The sequence below is a fragment of the Micromonospora sp. NPDC023633 genome, from assembly GCF_040640035.1.
Taxonomy (GTDB): domain Bacteria; phylum Actinomycetota; class Actinomycetes; order Mycobacteriales; family Micromonosporaceae; genus Micromonospora.
Map to the genome: position 1 here is coordinate 18531 of NZ_JBFABB010000017.1, position 16501 is coordinate 35031.

The 16501-nt window shown below is 73.7% G+C and carries 15 protein-coding genes; 10 read left to right on the forward strand and 5 right to left on the reverse strand.

Going from position 1 to position 16501, the window contains the following annotated elements:
• The first annotated feature begins 217 nt into the window (after nt 1–217).
• The 5 genes from AB0G13_RS07825 (at nt 218) to AB0G13_RS07845 (ending at nt 8676) form a co-directional block, all read left to right on the forward strand.
• Nucleotides 218–3967, forward strand: coding sequence for a multifunctional oxoglutarate decarboxylase/oxoglutarate dehydrogenase thiamine pyrophosphate-binding subunit/dihydrolipoyllysine-residue succinyltransferase subunit (locus AB0G13_RS07825; protein WP_357870482.1), 3750 nt, complete (start codon nt 218–220; stop codon nt 3965–3967).
• Between the two features lie 241 nt (nt 3968–4208).
• Nucleotides 4209–4388 carry a DUF6104 family protein gene (locus tag AB0G13_RS07830; RefSeq protein WP_121399674.1) on the forward strand — a complete coding sequence of 60 codons (180 nt, stop codon included), beginning with the start codon at nt 4209–4211 and terminating at the stop codon, nt 4386–4388.
• 222 nt (nt 4389–4610) lie between these two features.
• Complete coding sequence (locus AB0G13_RS07835) at nt 4611–5336, forward strand: hypothetical protein (protein WP_357870486.1); 726 nt, start codon at nt 4611–4613, stop codon at nt 5334–5336.
• Nucleotides 5337–5467: 131 nt separating this feature from the next.
• Nucleotides 5468–7540 carry a phosphate acetyltransferase gene (pta, locus tag AB0G13_RS07840; protein ID WP_357870489.1) on the forward strand — a complete coding sequence of 691 codons (2073 nt, stop codon included), beginning with the start codon at nt 5468–5470 and terminating at the stop codon, nt 7538–7540.
• The gene (locus AB0G13_RS07845; RefSeq protein ID WP_357870492.1) at nt 7537–8676 is read left to right on the forward strand and encodes an acetate kinase; all 1140 of its coding nucleotides are present in this window, start codon (nt 7537–7539) and stop codon (nt 8674–8676) included. The genes pta and AB0G13_RS07845 overlap by 4 nt, the downstream gene beginning before the upstream one ends.
• A 120-nt stretch (nt 8677–8796) precedes the next feature.
• On the opposite strand, the gene AB0G13_RS07850 is transcribed toward AB0G13_RS07845, so the two are convergent.
• Together AB0G13_RS07850 and AB0G13_RS07855 are read right to left on the reverse strand one after the other, a co-directional pair.
• Nucleotides 8797–9447, reverse strand: a complete 651-nt coding sequence (locus AB0G13_RS07850) for a DUF3592 domain-containing protein (RefSeq protein ID WP_357870495.1) — start codon at nt 9445–9447, stop codon at nt 8797–8799.
• A gap of 4 nt (nt 9448–9451) precedes the next feature.
• On the reverse strand, nt 9452–9622 hold the full coding sequence (locus AB0G13_RS07855) for a hypothetical protein (RefSeq protein ID WP_357870497.1): 171 nt from the start codon (nt 9620–9622) through the stop codon (nt 9452–9454).
• 158 nt (nt 9623–9780) lie between these two features.
• Here AB0G13_RS07855 and AB0G13_RS07860 point away from each other — a divergent pair, with 158 nt between their 5' ends.
• The 3 genes from AB0G13_RS07860 to AB0G13_RS07870 all read left to right on the forward strand — a co-directional run bounded on the left by AB0G13_RS07860 (nt 9781) and on the right by AB0G13_RS07870 (nt 12595).
• Nucleotides 9781–10671, forward strand: coding sequence for an alpha/beta hydrolase (locus tag AB0G13_RS07860; RefSeq protein WP_357870500.1), 891 nt, complete (start codon nt 9781–9783; stop codon nt 10669–10671).
• Between the two features lie 242 nt (nt 10672–10913).
• Nucleotides 10914–11447, forward strand: a complete 534-nt coding sequence (locus AB0G13_RS07865) for an aminoglycoside adenylyltransferase (protein WP_357870503.1) — start codon at nt 10914–10916, stop codon at nt 11445–11447.
• 164 nt (nt 11448–11611) lie between these two features.
• On the forward strand, nt 11612–12595 hold the full coding sequence (locus AB0G13_RS07870) for a chlorophyllase (RefSeq protein WP_357870505.1): 984 nt from the start codon (nt 11612–11614) through the stop codon (nt 12593–12595).
• An 88-nt stretch (nt 12596–12683) separates the two neighbouring features.
• Here the strand turns inward: AB0G13_RS07870 and AB0G13_RS07875 are convergent, their stop codons facing one another.
• The 3 genes from AB0G13_RS07875 to AB0G13_RS07885 all read right to left on the reverse strand — a co-directional run bounded on the left by AB0G13_RS07875 (nt 12684) and on the right by AB0G13_RS07885 (nt 15408).
• Nucleotides 12684–13646 carry a zinc-binding dehydrogenase gene (locus AB0G13_RS07875; protein ID WP_357870508.1) on the reverse strand — a complete coding sequence of 321 codons (963 nt, stop codon included), beginning with the start codon at nt 13644–13646 and terminating at the stop codon, nt 12684–12686.
• 95 nt (nt 13647–13741) lie between these two features.
• On the reverse strand, nt 13742–14917 hold the full coding sequence (locus AB0G13_RS07880) for an NADP-dependent malic enzyme (protein ID WP_357870510.1): 1176 nt from the start codon (nt 14915–14917) through the stop codon (nt 13742–13744).
• A gap of 140 nt (nt 14918–15057) precedes the next feature.
• The gene (locus tag AB0G13_RS07885; RefSeq protein ID WP_357870512.1) at nt 15058–15408 is read right to left on the reverse strand and encodes a S24 family peptidase; all 351 of its coding nucleotides are present in this window, start codon (nt 15406–15408) and stop codon (nt 15058–15060) included.
• An 86-nt stretch (nt 15409–15494) separates the two neighbouring features.
• Here AB0G13_RS07885 and sodN point away from each other — a divergent pair, with 86 nt between their 5' ends.
• Nucleotides 15495–15899 carry a superoxide dismutase, Ni gene (gene sodN, locus AB0G13_RS07890; RefSeq protein WP_088998581.1) on the forward strand — a complete coding sequence of 135 codons (405 nt, stop codon included), beginning with the start codon at nt 15495–15497 and terminating at the stop codon, nt 15897–15899.
• Between the two features lie 62 nt (nt 15900–15961).
• Nucleotides 15962–16480: a GNAT family N-acetyltransferase gene (locus AB0G13_RS07895; RefSeq protein WP_357870631.1), complete on the forward strand. Its 519-nt coding sequence runs from the start codon at nt 15962–15964 to the stop codon at nt 16478–16480.
• The last annotated feature ends 21 nt before the right edge of the window (nt 16481–16501 follow it).

The following is a 16501-nucleotide window of genomic DNA, read 5'->3' on the forward strand; positions in this document are numbered from 1 at the left end:
GCCGATCCCCACACCGGCCCTTACCAGCAGTCGCCCGGACACGCAGCGTTTGGTGAACTTCTGGCATCTTCTGTGAAACCGGCCACCCGGTGGAGGCGGAAATGCCTGTGCCATCCGCACGGCGTAGCCTGGGAGCCGTCTCGTGCGCGCTCGAAGGCAGGGCGTCACCGGACACCGCGTGACACACAAACCCGCGTGAAAGAGGCGATTACCGGCCGTGTCGACCCAGCAGACTTCGCAGGAGAACCCACTGGCGGGTTTCGGCCCGAACGAGTGGATCGTCGAGGAGATGTACCAGCGCTACCTCGCCGACCCCACCAGCGTCGATTCGGCCTGGCACGACTTCTTCGCGGACTACCGCCCGGCGCCCGGCGCCGGGAAGCCGCGCGGAGCTGAGCAGGCCCCGAAGCCGGCCGCCAGGCCGGAGCCCGCCGGGCAGCAGGAGGCGGCCACCGCGGTCGCGCAGCCGGCGGAGAAGAAGCCGGCGGAGAAGAAGCCGGAGCCCAAGCCCGAGCCCAAGCCCGAGCAGCCCGCCGCCAAGGCCGCCCCGGCCAAGCCGGCGCCCGCGAAGGCGGCCCCCGCCAAGCCCGCGGCGGCCAAGCCGACCGCGACCGGCCCGCAGACCACCCCGCTGCGCGGCGTGGCCGCGAAGATCGTCCAGAACATGGATGCCTCGCTGGCCGTGCCGACCGCCACGAGCGTGCGCGCCGTCCCGGCCAAGCTGCTGGTCGACAACCGCATCGTGATCAACAACCACCTCACCCGTGGGCGCGGTGGCAAGGTCAGCTTCACCCACCTCATCGGGTACGCGATGGTCCGCGCCCTGGTCGCCCACCCGGAGATGAACAACTCCTTCGCCGAGGTCGACGGCAAGCCGACCATGGTCCGGCCGGAGCACGTCAACCTGGGCATCGCGATCGACCTGGTCAAGCCGGACGGCAGCCGCAACCTGGTGGTCCCCTCCATCAAGGCCTGCGAGCAGATGGACTTCCGGCAGTTCTGGCAGGCGTACGAGGACGTGGTCCGGCGCGCCCGCCGCAACGAGCTGACCATGGACGACTACTCGGGCACGACGATCTCGCTGACCAACCCGGGCGGCATCGGCACCGTGCACTCGATGCCGCGGCTCATGCAGGGCCAGAGCGCGATCATCGGCGTCGGGGCGATGGAGTACCCGGCCCCCTACCAGGGCATGTCCGAGGCCACCCTGGCCGAGCTGGCCGTCAGCAAGGTCATCACCCTCACCAGCACGTACGACCACCGGATCATCCAGGGCGCCCAGTCCGGCGAGTTCCTGAAGGTCATGCACGAGCTGCTGCTCGGCGAGCACGGCTTCTACGACCAGATCTTCACCTCGCTGCGCATCCCCTACGAGCCGGTGCGCTGGATGCGCGACGTCGCGGTCAACAACGAGGGCCAGATCAACAAGACCGCCCGGGTGCACGAGCTGATCCACGCCTACCGCGTGCGCGGCCACCTGATGGCCGACACCGACCCGCTCGAGTTCAAGATCCGCAAGCACCCCGACCTGGACGTGCTCCAGCACGGGCTGACCCTCTGGGACCTCGACCGCGAGTTCCCGGTCAACGGCTTCGCCGGCAAGCAGCGGATGAAGCTGCGCGACATCCTCGGCGTGCTGCGCGACTCGTACTGCCGGCGCGTCGGCATCGAGTACATGCACATCCAGGACCCGGAGGAGCGGCGCTGGATCCAGGAGCGGATCGAGCGCAAGTACGAGAAGCCGTCGCCCGAAGAGCAGAAGCACGTGCTCAACCGGCTCAACGCCGCCGAGGCGTTCGAGACCTTCCTCCAGACCAAGTACGTCGGGCAGAAGCGCTTCTCGCTGGAGGGCGGCGAGTCGCTGATCCCGCTGCTCGGCGAGGTGCTGGAGGCCTCCGCCGAGGGCGGGCTGGACGAGGTCGTCATCGGCATGGCCCACCGGGGCCGGCTCAACGTGCTGGCCAACATCGTCGGCAAGCCGTACGAGAAGATCTTCTCGGAGTTCGAGGGGCACCTGGACCCACGCTCCACCCAGGGCTCCGGCGACGTGAAGTACCACCTGGGCCAGAACGGCAAGTTCACCACGCCCGACGGCGACCACGCGGTCAAGGTCTCGGTGGTGGCGAACCCGTCGCACCTGGAGGCCGTCGACCCGGTGCTGGAGGGCATCGTCCGGGCCAAGCAGGACCGGATAGACCTCAAGCTGGAGGGCTACACCGTGCTGCCGCTGGCGGTGCACGGTGACGCCGCCTTCGCCGGCCAGGGCGTGGTCGCCGAGACCCTCAACCTCTCGCAGCTGCGCGGCTACCGCACCGGTGGCACCGTCCACGTGGTGGTCAACAACCAGGTCGGCTTCACCACCGCCCCGGAGTACAGCCGCTCCAGCCTCTACAGCACCGACGTCGCCCGGATGATCCAGGCGCCGATCTTCCACGTCAACGGCGACGACCCCGAGGCCGTGGTCCGGGTCGCCCGGCTGGCCTTCGAGTACCGGCAGGCGTTCAACAAGGACGTCGTCATCGACATGGTCTGCTACCGCCGGCGCGGGCACAACGAGGGCGACGACCCGTCGATGTCCAACCCGCAGATGTACAAGATCATCGACTCGAAGCGGTCCGTCCGGAAGCTCTACACCGAGGAGCTGATCGGGCGCGGCGACATCACCGTGGAGGACGCGGAGGAGCTGCTGCGCGACTACCAGTCGCAGCTGGAGCGGGTCTTCAAGGCCACCCGCGACGCGGCCACCACGCCGCGGCAGCTCAGCCGCCCCAAGCGGGAGGACGAGCCGGAGCCGCAGGTGGAGACCGCCACCGACGCCGCCGTCGTCAGGGCCGTCGGCGAGGCCCACGTCAACCTGCCGGAGGGTTTCACCCCGCACAAGCGCATCCAGCAGCTGCTCGACCGGCGGGCCAAGATGTCCGTCGAAGGCAACATCGACTGGGGCTTCGGCGAGATCATCGCGTTCGGCTCGCTGCTGCACGACGGGGTCACCGTCCGGCTCGCCGGGCAGGACTCCCGCCGGGGCACCTTCGTGCAGCGGCACGCCTCCGTGGTCGACGCCCAGACCGGCAACGACTACCTGCCGTTGCAGTCGCTGACCGGCGACGGCGAGCGGTCCCGGTTCTTCGTGCACGACTCGCTGCTCAGCGAGTACGCGGCGATGGGTTTCGAGTACGGCTACTCGGTGGAGAACATCAACGCGCTGGTCTGCTGGGAGGCGCAGTTCGGCGACTTCGTCAACGGCGCCCAGTCGGTGATCGACGAGTTCATCTCCTCCGGCGAGGTCAAGTGGGGCCAGCGCTCCGCGGTCACCCTGCTGCTGCCGCACGGCCACGAGGGCCAGGGCCCGGACCACACCTCCGGCCGCCCGGAGCGGTTCCTGCAGATGTGCGCCGAGGACAACATGCGGGTGTCCATCCCGACCACCCCGGCGAACTACTTCCACCTGCTGCGCCGCCAGGCGCTGTCGCCGAAGCGCAAGCCGCTGGTGGTGTTCACGCCGAAGTCGCTGCTGCGGCACAAGCTCTGCGTCTCCCCGGTGGAGGACTTCACCACCGGCACCTTCCAGCCGGTGCTGCCCGACTCGGGCGCCCCGGCGCCGGAGCAGGTGAAGCGGGTGCTGCTCTGCTCGGGCAAGGTCTACTACGACCTGTTCCAGGCCCGCAACGAGCGCGGCGTCACCGACACCGCGATCATCCGGATCGAGCAGCTCTACCCGATGCCGGTCGAGGAGATCCGGGCCGCCCTGGCGGCGTACCCGAACGCCGAGGACTTCGCCTGGGTGCAGGAGGAGCCGGCCAACCAGGGTGCCTGGTCGTTCGTCGCTCTCAACCTGCTGGAGCACCTGGCGGACGTCCGGCTGCGCCGGATCTCCCGCCCGGCGGCGGCGGCCCCGGCCGTCGGCTCGGCGAAGATGCACGAGGTCGAGCAGACCGCGCTGATCGAGGCGGCCCTGCCCCGCCCGTGACCTGACGCACCACCCAGCGCACCGGGGCAGAGCCGTCGACACGACGGCTCTGCCCCGCTCGCCGTCCCGCCCGGCCCGCACGCGACGGCACCTGTCCGCACCGGCGCGAGAATCCGGCGGCGCCTGGCCACAACAGCACAAGGGCCCGGCGGGGCCTGGCCCCACCGGCGCGAGGGCCCGGCGGGGCCAGCCCGCGCGGAGCGCCGGGACGCACACCGACCACGAGGAGGCAACGGAGAGCATGTACTTCACCGATCGAGGCATCGAGGAACTGGTCCAGCGCCGAGGCGACGAGCAGGTCAGCATGGAGTGGCTCGGCGAGCGCCTGCGCGACTTCGTCGACCTCAACCCCGAGTTCGAGACCCCGATCGAGCGCTTCGCCACCTGGCTGGCCCGCCTCGACGACCCCGACGACGAGTAGCTCTACCCGAGTCAACGGGCGCGGCGTTACAGTGGCGTCGGTCTGTCCGCTCGACGGGTCGGGGTACGGCATGGAGACGCCCAGCGGCGCCACGATCGCGCCGGCCGACGGCGCCCACCGCCGTCCCGCCCGCGCGCGGGCCCCGGAGCGAGCGGGGCCCCGGAGCGACCGGCAGTGGGCCCCGGAGCGGGCGGGGACCCCGGAGCGGGCGGCAGAGGCGCCGTGACCGACGGCTGGGCGGACGTCGCCGAGGTTCCCGGCGCGCGAAAGACGCTGGAACGACACAGTCGCGTCCTGCGCGAGGAAATCCTCGGGGTCGCCGCCCACCTCGCCCCCGGGCAGAGGCTCCCCGTCCCGATGTCCCGGGAGCCGGAGGAGGACCTCTGGCACGAACCACTCTGGTACGCCCGCCGGGCGACGCTCCGTCTCACCACCGACTTCGGCTCGGCCGAGGTTGTCCAGCACATCGCGCACCGGCTCGCGGCGCAGGGCTGGCACACCGATCTCGACGCCTCCTCGACGGCGGTCGCCACCGCGTCGGCCACCCGCGACGGCTTCTTCCTCTGGCTCATGGCGTTCCCCGGCTTGTCCCGGGCCGACCTCGGCGGCAGCACCCCGCCCGTCCTGCTCTACGCGGATCCAGCCGGCATTGCCGTCGGCCCCCCTCCCCCTCCCGCGCCGCCGGAGCGGTTCGTACCGCCCGAGCCGGTCGTCACCGAAGCCACCCGCGAGCCCGGTCACGTGCTCTGCCTCGACTGCGACGGGATCGGCTGGTGCCCGGAGTGCCTCACCCGGGGATACCTCCTCGACGACAGCGGCGAGCGGCGGCGGTGCGTCGTCTGTTTCGGCTCGAAGGTCTGCCAGATCTGCGGCGGCTTCGGCCAGAAGCGCCTCGCCGACATGCCCTCCTGGATGCGCCGCCAATACCCCACCGACCCCACCCACTGACCCCACCCAGCGCCGTTGATCATGGCGTTGTCGGTAGCCGGTCCCGGCGTGTCGTGACGGCAACGTCATGATCGACGAAAGGGGGGCGAAGGACCCGAGCCGGGTGCCCGGCGATCTTCTAGGGTGGGTGCGTGGCCCGGAGTGTGTACCTGACCAGCGTGGGATCCGGCGGCGGAAAGTCGACCGTCGCCCTCGGCCTGGCGGAGCTGTTGTCCCGGCAGGTCGAGCGGATCGGCGCGTTCCGGCCGCTGGTGCGCGGGCACGGCCCCGACCCGATCCTCGCCCTGCTCAGTGACCGCTACCGGATCGAGCTGCCGCTGGCCGACCTGAGCGGCACCAGCTACGCCGAGGCGACCGCGCTGGTCGCCGACGGGCGGCGGGAGGAGCTCGTCACCGGCATCGTCGAGCGGTACCGGGAGGTCGAGCGGCGCTGCCCCGCCGTGGTCGTGGTGGGCAGCGACTTCGCCGACGGCGGCGACGCGGCCGGTCCCCGCGAGCTGGCCTTCAACGCCCGGCTGGCCACCGAGTTCGGCAGCGTGGTGGTGCCCGTCGTCGACGGCTTCGGGCAGGAGCCGGCCGCGATCGCGGCCGCCGCGCGCGGGGCGTACCACGATCTGGAGGACCTCGGGGCGACGGTGCTGGCGGTGATCGCCAACCGGGTCCCCGGCCCGATGACGCTGCCCGAGCTGCCCGTCCCCACGTACGCCATCCCGGAGGTGCCGACCGTCTCGGCGCCGACGGTGGCCGAGGTGGCGGCGGCGCTCGGCGCCACCCTGCTCGCCGGCGACGACGACGCGCTCAGCCGCGACGTGCTCGACTACGTGGTCGGCGCGGCGCACGTGCCGACGCTGCTGGACCACCTGACCGAGGGCGCGCTGGTGATCACCCCGGGCGACCGGGCCGACCTGCTGGTGGCGGCGAGCGCCGCGCACGTGGCCGGCCAGGTCTCGGTCTCGGGGTTGGTGCTGACCCTCGGCGAGCAGCCGGACCCGCGGGCGATGCGGCTGGTCGAGGGGCTCAACACCGGGCTCGCGGTGCTCTCCGTGCCCAGCGACAGCTACGACACCGTCGCCGCGTCCAGCCGGATCGAGGGACGACCCAGCGCGGCCAACCCGCGCAAGGTGGAGGCCGCGCTCGGCGCGTTCGAGCGCTGCGTGGACACCGACGACCTCGCCCGCCGGCTACGGGTCAGCCGCTCCGAGCGGGTCACCCCGCTGATGTTCGAGTACGACCTGATCGACCGCGCAAGGGCCCGGCGCCGGCACCTCGTGCTGCCCGAGGGGGCGGAGGAACGGATCCTGCGGGCGACGGAGATCCTGCTGCGCCGGGGCGTCGCCGACATCACCCTGCTCGGCCGCCCGGACGACGTCGCGCGGCGCACCCGCGAGCTGGGCATCGACATCACCGGCGCGCAGGTGGTCGACCCCGTCACCAGCGGGTGGCGCGACGAGTTCGCCGCCACGTACGCCGAGCTGCGCGCACACCGCGGCGTGACCCTCGACCTGGCCCACGACATCGTCGCCCAGCCCAACTACTTCGGCACGCTGATGGTGCAGACGGGCCACGCCGACGGGATGGTCTCCGGCGCGACCCACACCACCGCCGCCACCATCCGGCCCGCGTTCGAGATCATCCGGAACGTGCCGGGCGTCTCGGTCGCCTCCAGCGTCTTCTTCATGCTGCTCGCCGACCGGGTGCTGGTCTACGGCGACTGCGCGGTCAACCCCGACCCGGACGCCGCCCAGCTCGCCGACATCGCCATCTCCTCGGCGGAGACGGCCGCCCGGTTCGGCATCGAGCCGCGGGTCGCGATGCTCTCCTACTCCACCGGCAGCTCCGGGGCGGGCGCCGACGTGGAGAAGGTCGCGGCGGCCACCAAGCTGGTCCGCGAGCGCCGGCCCGACCTGCTCGTCGAGGGGCCGATCCAGTACGACGCGGCGATCGACCCGGCGGTGGCGGCGACCAAGCTGCCCGGCAGCGAGGTCGCCGGCCGGGCCACGGTCTTCATCTTCCCGGACCTGAACACCGGCAACAACACGTACAAGGCGGTGCAGCGCTCCGCCAGGGCGGTGGCCGTCGGGCCGGTGATGCAGGGCCTGCGTCGACCGGTGAACGACCTGTCCCGGGGCGCCACCGTGCCGGACATCGTCAACACCGTGGCGATCACCGCCATCCAGGCCGCCGCCACCGAGGAGTCGTCATGAACGGTCCCACCGCCCCGCAGGAGCGGGTCCTCGTCCTCAACTGCGGGTCGTCGTCGGTGAAGTTCCGGCTCTTCGACGGCGACCGGGTGGTCGACAAGGGCACCGTGGAGCGGGTCGGTGAGGCCGGCGGCGGGCCGGCCGACCACGAGACCGCCGTCCGGGGCATCCTCGACGGGCTGGACCTGACCGGGCTGGCCGCCGTCGGGCACCGGGTGGTGCACGGCGGGAAGCGGTTCGGCGAGCCGGTGCTGATCGACGACGCGGTGCTGACCGCGATCCGCGACCTCGTCCCACTCGCGCCGCTGCACAACCCCGCCAACCTGGCCGGCATCGAGGTCGCCCGGGCGGCGCTGCCGGAGGTGCCGCAGGTCGCCGTCTTCGACACCGCGTTCCACCACACCCTGCCCGAGGCCGCCGCGACCTACGCGATCGAGCGGGACACCGCCGAGCGGTACGGCATCCGGCGCTACGGGTTCCACGGCACCTCCCATGCGTACGTGTCGCGGCGCACGGCCGAACTGCTCGGCCGCCCGTACACGGAGGTGAACACGATCACCCTGCACCTCGGCAACGGCGCGAGCGCCTGCGCGGTGGCCGGCGGCCGGAGCGTGGCCACCTCGATGGGAATGTCCCCGCTGGAGGGCCTGGTGATGGGCACCCGCAGCGGCGACCTGGACCCGACCGTGATCTTCCACCTGCGCCGGGAGGGCGGGCTCTCCGTCGACGAGATCGACGACCTGCTCAACCACCGCAGCGGCCTGCTCGGGCTGACCGGCGCCAACGACATGCGCGAGGTGCTCACGCGCCGGGCGGACGGCGACCCGGCGGCGGCGCTCGCCTTCGATATCTACTGCCGGCGGATCACCGGCTACGTCGGGGCGTACTACGCCCTGCTCGGCCGGGTGGACGCGGTCACCTTCACCGCCGGCGTCGGCGAGCACGCCGCGCCGGTCCGCGCCGCCGCCCTGGCCGGCCTGGACCGGCTCGGCATCGCGGTGGACCCGGAGCGCAACGCCGCCGCCGGCGACCGGGTCATCTCGCCCGAGGACGCCGAGGTGACCGTCTGCGTCGTCGGCACCGACGAGGAGCGCGAGATCGCCCTCCAGACCCGCGCGGTGGTCGACGCGGCCGGCTGACCGGCCAACCCGTCGGCACGGCACGAGCAGGTCGATCGCCCAGCCCGGCTACTGCAGGCCGCCCTGCCGGCGGGCGTTCACACCCCGCCGGTCGAGGCCGGCGCGGGGTCGCCGCCGGCCTCAGCGCCGGCCCTTGCCGCGGCGCCGCGCGGCTCGGGTACGCCGGACCCGGTCGGGTCCCGGCCCTCGGCGGGGTGATGCGGGTGCGGGCCGGTCGAACATCCCGGTCGGGACGAGGGCCGCGAAGACGAGCGCCCCGCCCGACGCGGCGACCAGCAGCCCGAACGGGATGCCGCCCCAGGAGTTGAGGAAGAAGACCGAGTCGTCGGTGTTGCCGTTGGCGGCGACGAACTCCCCGGGGCGCTCCGGGTCGACCCAGAGCGTCATCACCTCGGGCGGATCGCGCAGACAGCCACCGGCCGAGCCGCAGAGGATGCGCTCGTTGTGCTGGACGCCCTCGTAGTCGTACCAGACCTGGACGGTGTCGGTGCCGCCGCCGCGTCCGACGTTGTCGCGCCGGTCGGTCACGGTGGCCTGGACCGGGACGCCGTCCGCCCGCAACCGCTCCGCCTTGGCGTGCAGGTGCCACTTGTACGCACCGGTGGCCACCGCGTTCGTCAGCCCCGCGAACAGCAGCACCAGGCCGAGGACGGCGCTGCCCCGGTGGATGCCGCGAAGACCGGAGCGGAGCCTCCTCCACCGTCCCGGGGCGCGCTCCGCACCGGGTGGTGGATGGGCCGAACCCGGCCCCGGGCCGCCTGGTGGCTCCATGCGTTCAGCTCAGCGCGAGCCAGGCGAGCAGGGCGACCAGCACGACCGCGACCGCCGCCGCGCCGACGAGCAGCGGCGTCCGGGACGGGCCGGCCGGGGCCTCGGGCTCGGCGGTGTGGGCGAAGGCGCGGAACGCCGCGGTGTTGCCGCTCGGGTCGGTCTGGTTCTCAGGCATGGCGGTGACCCTAGCCAAGCCCGTTCCGTGCCGCCGTCCACCGCGCGCGCCCCGGCGTCAGGTCGAGCCGGCCGGTGGAGGCGATCCGGCCAGGTGGCGGGGACGTCCGGTCCGGACGGCGGGGCCGGTCCGGGTCGTCGGGCACCTACCGTGAAGCGGTGGGGATCAAGCGGCTGGTCGCCGTGCTGACGATGACGCTGCTGGCCGGTTGCGCCCCGGCGGCCACCGCCGCGCCCGGCGCACCGCCGCCGGCCCGTCCGGCGCCCACGGCGGCCTACGCCGTCGGCGTACGCACGTTCACCGTCGACCCGGCCTCGGCGCGCCCCCTCCCGGTGACCGTCTGGTACCCGGCGGAGGGCGGCGCGGTGGCCGCCGGGCGCTTCCCCGTGGTGGTCTACAGCCACGGGCTGCACAGCCTGCCCGAGCTGCACGCCGGGCTGACCGCCCGCTGGGCCGCCGCCGGCTTCGTGGTGGCCGCCCCCGCCTACCCGCACACGCGGCGCGGCGCGGCCCGGTTCAGCCGTGCCGACGTACGCCACCAGCCGGCCGACGGCTGGCGGCTGATCCGGCACCTGGTGCGGCTCGACGCCCAGCCCGGCGACCCGCTCGCCGGGCACCTCGACGTCGCCCGGGTCGCGGCCGCCGGCCACTCGGCGGGCGGCTTCACCACGGCCGGCATGTTCACCTCCGGGCGGTCGGGGCGGCTGCGCGCCGGCATCGTGATCGCCGGGGGCGGGATGGCCGGCAGCTTCGCCGGGCCGGCGGCCCCGCTGCTCTTCGTGCACGGTACGGCGGACCGGATCGTGCCGGTCACGGTCGGCCGCGCCGCCTACCACCGCACGACCGGCCCGACCGCCTTCCTGAGCCTGCTCGGGCAGGGCCACGGCGAGTACCTGACGCCGGGGTTGCCCGGCTTCGACCAGGTCCTCGCCACCACCACCGATTTCCTCCGCTGGACGCTCTACGGCGACCAGGCCGCCGGCCGCCGCCTGCCCGGCGACGCCCGCTCCCCCGGCGTGACGGCGTTCGAGACCCGCCCCACCGGCTGACCCGCCGTCCCGGCCCCGGAGGCGGGCCAGGCAGTTGTGGCGGCCGGCGGAGGCGAGCGTGGTGAGGCGGCCCGCGGAGGCGGACGACGCAGCCGGCGCGCACGAAGGCCGCTTGCGGTGGCGGACGTGCCGGGCCGCACAGGCGCGTGCGTGGCGGACGTGCCGGGGCCGCACAGGCGTGCGTGGCGGCCGGGGTGCGTAACGCCGTGGCGCGGGGAGGACCGCCGGGCTACGGTGCCGCCGTGGACGGTCTCGCGGGGCGGCAACTGGATGGCATCGCCGAGCTGGCCGGGCTGGCGTCGGCGGCCGGCATCGAGGTGTGGCTGCGGGGCGGCTGGGCGATGGACTTCCACCTGGGCGAGGTCACCAGGCCGCACGTCGACGTCGACTGGTACTGCTGGCGCGCCGACGCCGACCGGCTGGCCGGCCTGCTGCGCGGGCACGGCTGGCGGCCCGACCCGAGGATGCCCGTCGACGTGCAGCTCGACCTGATCCGCGACGACGTCGAGATGAGCCTCGCGTACCTGGCGCGGGACGCGACGGGGCAGGTGGTGGTGGGCGCCGGCCCGTGGACGGGGACGGCGCTGCCGGACGGGATGCTGACCGGTCCGCCCGGTCGGATCGGCCCGCTGACCGTCCCGATGATCTCGGTGGCCGCCCAGATCGAGTTCAAGGAGATGTTCCCCGTCTGGATGCCGGACCGGCCCCGCCGTGCGAAGGACGCCGCCGACCTGACCCGCCTCCGCGCCACCGGTGCCGCCGAGCGTCACTCATGATCGGTTGATGCTCCGCCGGGCTCGGAGCCGCGTAGCGCCCGGGCCGACGTCAACGGATCATGGGGGCCGGACCCCGTGGACCGGCCAGGCGGGCCGGGACGTGGGCGGGGTCACCGCGTCGATCCTCGGCGGGCGGGGGCGCACCGCGAGGCACAATCGGTTCCATGCCCCGTCGTGTCACCCCCGCCCTACTCGCCTCCGCACTGCTCACCGCCGGCCTGGTCGGCTGCTCCGACGACGCCGGGCCGGCCCCGCAGGCGGCGGTCCCGCAGGCCACGGCCCCGGCGCCGCCCACGCAGGCGGCCGCCCCCACCCCGCGGGTGCCCGCAGGCACCGCGCCCGAGCGGGCCTTCGCCGTCGGCGTACGGCAGCTGAAGCTCAACCGCGACGGGGACCGGCCGCTGCCGGTGACCGTCTGGTACCCGGCGGCCGGGAGGCCCGGTGGGCAACCGGAGCGGTCGGCGGACGCCGCCACGGGGAAGTTCCCCGTCGTCATGTTCAGCCACGGGCTGAACGGTCGACCGGCGGACTACGGGACGCTGCTGACGCGCTGGGCGGCGGCCGGGTTCGTGGTGGCCGCGCCGACCTTCCCGCACACCGCCCGGGGCGGCGACGGCAACGTGCTCGACGTGCTCAACCAGCCGGCCGACGTGTCGTACGTGCTGACCGAGGTGCTCGCCCTCGACGCCCGCGCCGGCGACCCGCTGCGCGGCCGGCTGGCCACGGACCGGGTGGCGGCGGCCGGGCACTCGGCCGGCGGGGTGACCACCATCGGCCTCTTCACCGCCGGCCGGGACGAGCGGCTGGACGCCGGGGTGGTCTTCGCCGGCACGGCGCTCGGGGTCGGCACCGCCTTCGCGGGCGCCGCCGCCCCGCAGCTCTTCGTGCACGGCGAGGCCGACGAGGTGGTCGAGTACGCCGCCGGCAAGGCCGCCTACGACAAGGTGCCCTGGCCGAAGGCGATGCTGAGCCTGCCGAAGGGTGACCACGGCCGGGCGCTGCTCAGCGACGGCGCCGCGCTGCGGGTGGTCTCGGACACCACGGTCGAGTTCCTGCGCTGGTCGCTCTACGGCGACCAGGCCGCCAAGGGCCGCATCCCCACCGACGCCGCCCGCGACGACATCGCCACCCTCGACAACCGCCTCTAGACCGACGGTGGCCGCCCCGCGGGCGGCCACCGTGCCGGCCGGCCGGTCCCAGTCGTCGTCCTGGCCGGGGAGGCCACCGGTCCCGGCCTCAGGCGGTGTGGTCGACGACGACCTTGCCGAAGACGTCGCCGGAGTGCAGGCGGGCGAAGGCGTCGGCGACCCTGCTGAACGGGACCACCGTGTCCACCACCGGGCGCACGTCGTGCTCGGCGCAGAACGCGAGCAGGGCGGCCAGCTCGTCGGGGGTGCCCATCGAGGTGCCCAGGATCTCCAGCTGCATGGCGAAGACGCGGCGCAGGTTGACCTTCGGCTCGTGCCCGGCGGTGGCGCCGGAGACCACGATCCGGGCCATCGGCGCGGCGGACTTCAGCGAGTGGTCGAAGGTGGCCGCCCCGACCGTCTCGACGACCACGTCGACCCGTTCCGGCAGCCGGGCGCCGGGCTCGACGGCGGTGGCGCCCAGCTCGGCGATCCGTTCCCGCTTGGCGGCGTCGCGGCTGGTCGCGTACACCCGCTTGCCCATCGCGGCGGCGAGCGCGACGGCCGCCGTGGCCACGCCCCCGCCGGCGCCCTGGACCAGCACGGCGGCGGCCTCGTCGACCCGCCCCTTGGTGGTCAGCATCCGCCACGCGGTCAGCCAGGCGGTCGGCAGGCAGGCCGCGTCCGCCGCTGCCAGCCCCGCCGGCAGGGCCAGCAGGTTCGACCGGGGTACGGCCACCCGCTCGGCCAGCGTGCCGGGGAAGTGCTCCGAGAGGATGGAGATGCCGCGCGGGTCGCCCGGGGTGGGGATCACCGGGTAGACGACGACCTCGTTGCCGTCCGGGTCCACCCCGACGGCGTCGCAGCCGAGGATCATGGGCAGCTGCTCCGCGCGCAGCCCGACCCCCCGCAGCGACCAGAGGTCGTGGTGGTTGAGGGAGCTGGCCCGCACCTGCACGGTCACCCAGTCGTCGGCCGGGTGGGTCGGCTCGGGCTGCTCGCCGACGGCGAGCGCGGCGAGCGGGTTGGCGTCGTCGAAGCGGGAGACGAAGGCGGCACGCATGATCGGCACGGTAACAAGCCGAGCCCTCGACAAGAAGGGCACACCGGTGTGGGAAGGGCTCCTTCCTGCCGCCCGGGCGGCAGGAAGGAGCCCTTCCGCGTCCTTCAGCGGGTGACGCCGTCGCGGCGGGCGGCCTCGGCCACCGCCGCGGCCACCGCGGGGGCGACCCGGGGGTCGAGCGGGGACGGGACGATCGCCTCGGCGGTGAGCGACTCGGCCACCACGCCGGCGATGGCGTCGGCGGCGGCGACCTTCATCCCGTCGGTGATCCGGGTGGCCCGGGCGTCCAGGGCGCCCCGGAAGACGCCCGGGAAGGCCAGCACGTTGTTGATCTGGTTCGGGTAGTCGCTGCGGCCGGTGGCGACGACCGCCACGTGCCGGGCGGCCACCTCCGGGTGCACCTCGGGCGTCGGGTTGGCCAGCGCGAAGACGATGCCGCCGGGGGCCATGCCGGCGATCGCCGCCTCCGGGATCTGCCCGCCCGAGACGCCGATCAGCACGTCCGCGCCGCGCAGCGCCTCGGTGACGTCGCCCTCGCGACCGCCGGCGTTCGTGCTCGCCGCCAGGTCGGCCTTGGTGCCGGTCAGCCCGGACCGGTGCCGGCCGATGATCCCCTTGGAGTCGCAGACGACCACCTGGTCGGGGTTCACCCCGCCGGCGATCAGCATCTTCGTCACCGCGACCCCGGCCGCGCCGGCGCCGCTGACCGTCACCCGCAGGTCGCCGAGCTTGCGGTCGAGCAGCGTGGCGGCGTTGCGCAGGGCGGCGAGCACGACGATCGCGGTGCCGTGCTGGTCGTCGTGGAAGACCGGGATGTCCAGGGCCTCGTCCAGGCGGCGCTCCACCTCGAAGCAGCGCGGGGCGCTGATGTCCTCCAGGTTGATCCCGCCGAACGACGGGGCGAGCGCGCGCACCACGGCCACGATCTCGTCCACGTCCTGGGTGTCCAGGCAGACCGGCACCGCGTCGACCCCGGCGAACTGCTTGAACAGCACCGCCTTGCCCTCCATCACCGGCAGCGCCGCGCGCGGGCCGATGTTGCCCAGCCCGAGTACGGCCGAGCCGTCGGTGACGACCGCGACGGTGTGCGACGCCCAGGTGTAGTCGTCGGCGAGCGTCGGGTCGGCGGCGATCGCCTCGCAGACCCGGGCCACGCCCGGGGTGTACGCGAGAGAGAGGTCCTCCCGGCTGGTCAGCGGGACGGTCGAGGCGACGGCCATCTTGCCGCCCCGGTGCAGTCGGAAGACGGGATCAGCGGGGTCCACGGGGGACGACGACATGGTGACTCCAGGATCTGTCGAGCAGACGGAGCGGCCGGCGCGGGCGCGAGGTGGGGCGCCGAGCGGCGGCACGCGGTGCGGGGGTCACCCGGGCACGTTTCGAGCATAGTGTCGCCACCGTCACACCGATGTGAGCGGGGTCATATCCGACTCGGGCGCACCCGCGCGGGCCGGGGCCAGTAGCGGGCCACCACCCGGCCCCGCACGTCGGCCACGCCGTAGGCCCGGGAATCGTCGGTGACCAGGTCGTTGTCGCCGCGCAGCCACCAGCCGCCGTCCTGGGCGCGGACCGCGCGTTTGACCACGAGCAGGTCGGGGCGGCTGCGGAAGACCGCGACCACGACGTCGCCGGGGCGCACCGCCCGGCCGCCGGGGCGGACCAGCACCGCGTCGCCGTGCCGCAGCGTGGGCGACATGGACGGACCGGTCACCAGGACGGCGGTCAGCGGCCACCGCAACCGGGGGCCCACCGCCGGGTGATCGGTCCCCATCGGTTTCCCCTCCACCCGGCCTCCCCGGAGCGCGTCCAGGAGTAATGTCGTCTTGGATCATCGCAAACTTCCCATGGAGGATCCTGATGCGACTTCCGCGCATCCTTACGCCCCGCGTGACCGCCAGCGCCCACTGCGACCTGCCCTGCGGCGTCTACGACCCGGCCCAGGCCCGGATCGAGGCCGAGTCGGTGAAGGCGATCTGCGAGAAGTACCAGGCCAACACCGACCCCGAGTTCCGTACCCGCGCCATCCTGATCAAGGAGCAGCGCGCCGATCTGGTGAAGCACCACCTGTGGGTGCTGTGGACCGACTACTTCAAGCCGGCCCACTTCGAGAAGTACCCGCACCTGCACCAGCTGTTCAACGAGGCCACCAAGCTGGCCGGCGCCGCCGGCGCGAAGGGCGGCACCGACCCGTCCAAGGCCGACGAGCTGCTCCAGAAGATCGACGAGATCTCCAAGATCTTCTGGGAGACCAAGCAGGCGTGACCCTCACCGGTCCGCCGACGATCCGGCCGGCACGTCCCGAGGACGTGCCGGCCGTCGTCGCGATGGTGCACGAGCTGGCGGAGTACGAACGCGCCGCCGTCCAGTGCCACCTCACCGAGGGGCAGCTCACCGCCGCCCTGTTCGCGACCGCTCCAGGTCGCGGCGCGGCGTCGGACGCGCCGAGCCGGAGCAGTCGTGGCCCGGCTCCGGCGCTGCACGGCCACGTGGCCGTGGACGGCCGGGACCAGCCGTTCGGGTTCGCGCTCTGGTTCCTCAACTTCTCCACCTGGGCCGGCGTGCACGGCATCTACCTGGAGGATCTCTACGTCCGCCCGGCCGCGCGCGGCACCGGGGCGGGTCGGGCGCTGCTGGCCACCCTGGCCGCGATCTGCGTGGAGCGGGGCTACCGGCGTCTGGAGTGGGGCATGCTCGACTGGAACCCCGCCGCCGGCTTCTACGCCTCGATCGGCGCGCAGCCGATGGACGAGTGGGTCCCCTACCGCCTCAGCGGGGACGCCCTGACCGGTCTCGCCGCACAGGCACGTGGCGGTCCCCACACGTTCGGGCGACCGAGCGGGTAGAGTCCCCGACCGGGGGGATGA

Bases quoted from the DNA above. Each gene is read 5' to 3' on its own strand.
- AB0G13_RS07830 (WP_121399674.1), top strand. From the start codon at position 4,209: ATGTACTTCACCGATCGAGGCATCGAGGAACTGGTCCAGCGCCGAGGC.
- AB0G13_RS07845 (WP_357870492.1), top strand. From the start codon at position 7,537: ATGAACGGTCCCACCGCCCCGCAGGAGCGGGTCCTCGTCCTCAACTGC.
- AB0G13_RS07850 (WP_357870495.1), bottom strand. From the start codon at position 9,447: ATGGAGCCACCAGGCGGCCCGGGGCCGGGTTCGGCCCATCCACCACCC.
- AB0G13_RS07855 (WP_357870497.1), bottom strand. From the start codon at position 9,622: ATGCCTGAGAACCAGACCGACCCGAGCGGCAACACCGCGGCGTTCCGC.
- AB0G13_RS07870 (WP_357870505.1), top strand. From the start codon at position 11,612: ATGCCCCGTCGTGTCACCCCCGCCCTACTCGCCTCCGCACTGCTCACC.
- AB0G13_RS07880 (WP_357870510.1), bottom strand. From the start codon at position 14,917: ATGTCGTCGTCCCCCGTGGACCCCGCTGATCCCGTCTTCCGACTGCAC.
- AB0G13_RS07885 (WP_357870512.1), bottom strand. From the start codon at position 15,408: ATGGGGACCGATCACCCGGCGGTGGGCCCCCGGTTGCGGTGGCCGCTG.
- sodN (WP_088998581.1), top strand. From the start codon at position 15,495: ATGCGACTTCCGCGCATCCTTACGCCCCGCGTGACCGCCAGCGCCCAC.
- AB0G13_RS07895 (WP_357870631.1), top strand. From the start codon at position 15,962: ATGGTGCACGAGCTGGCGGAGTACGAACGCGCCGCCGTCCAGTGCCAC.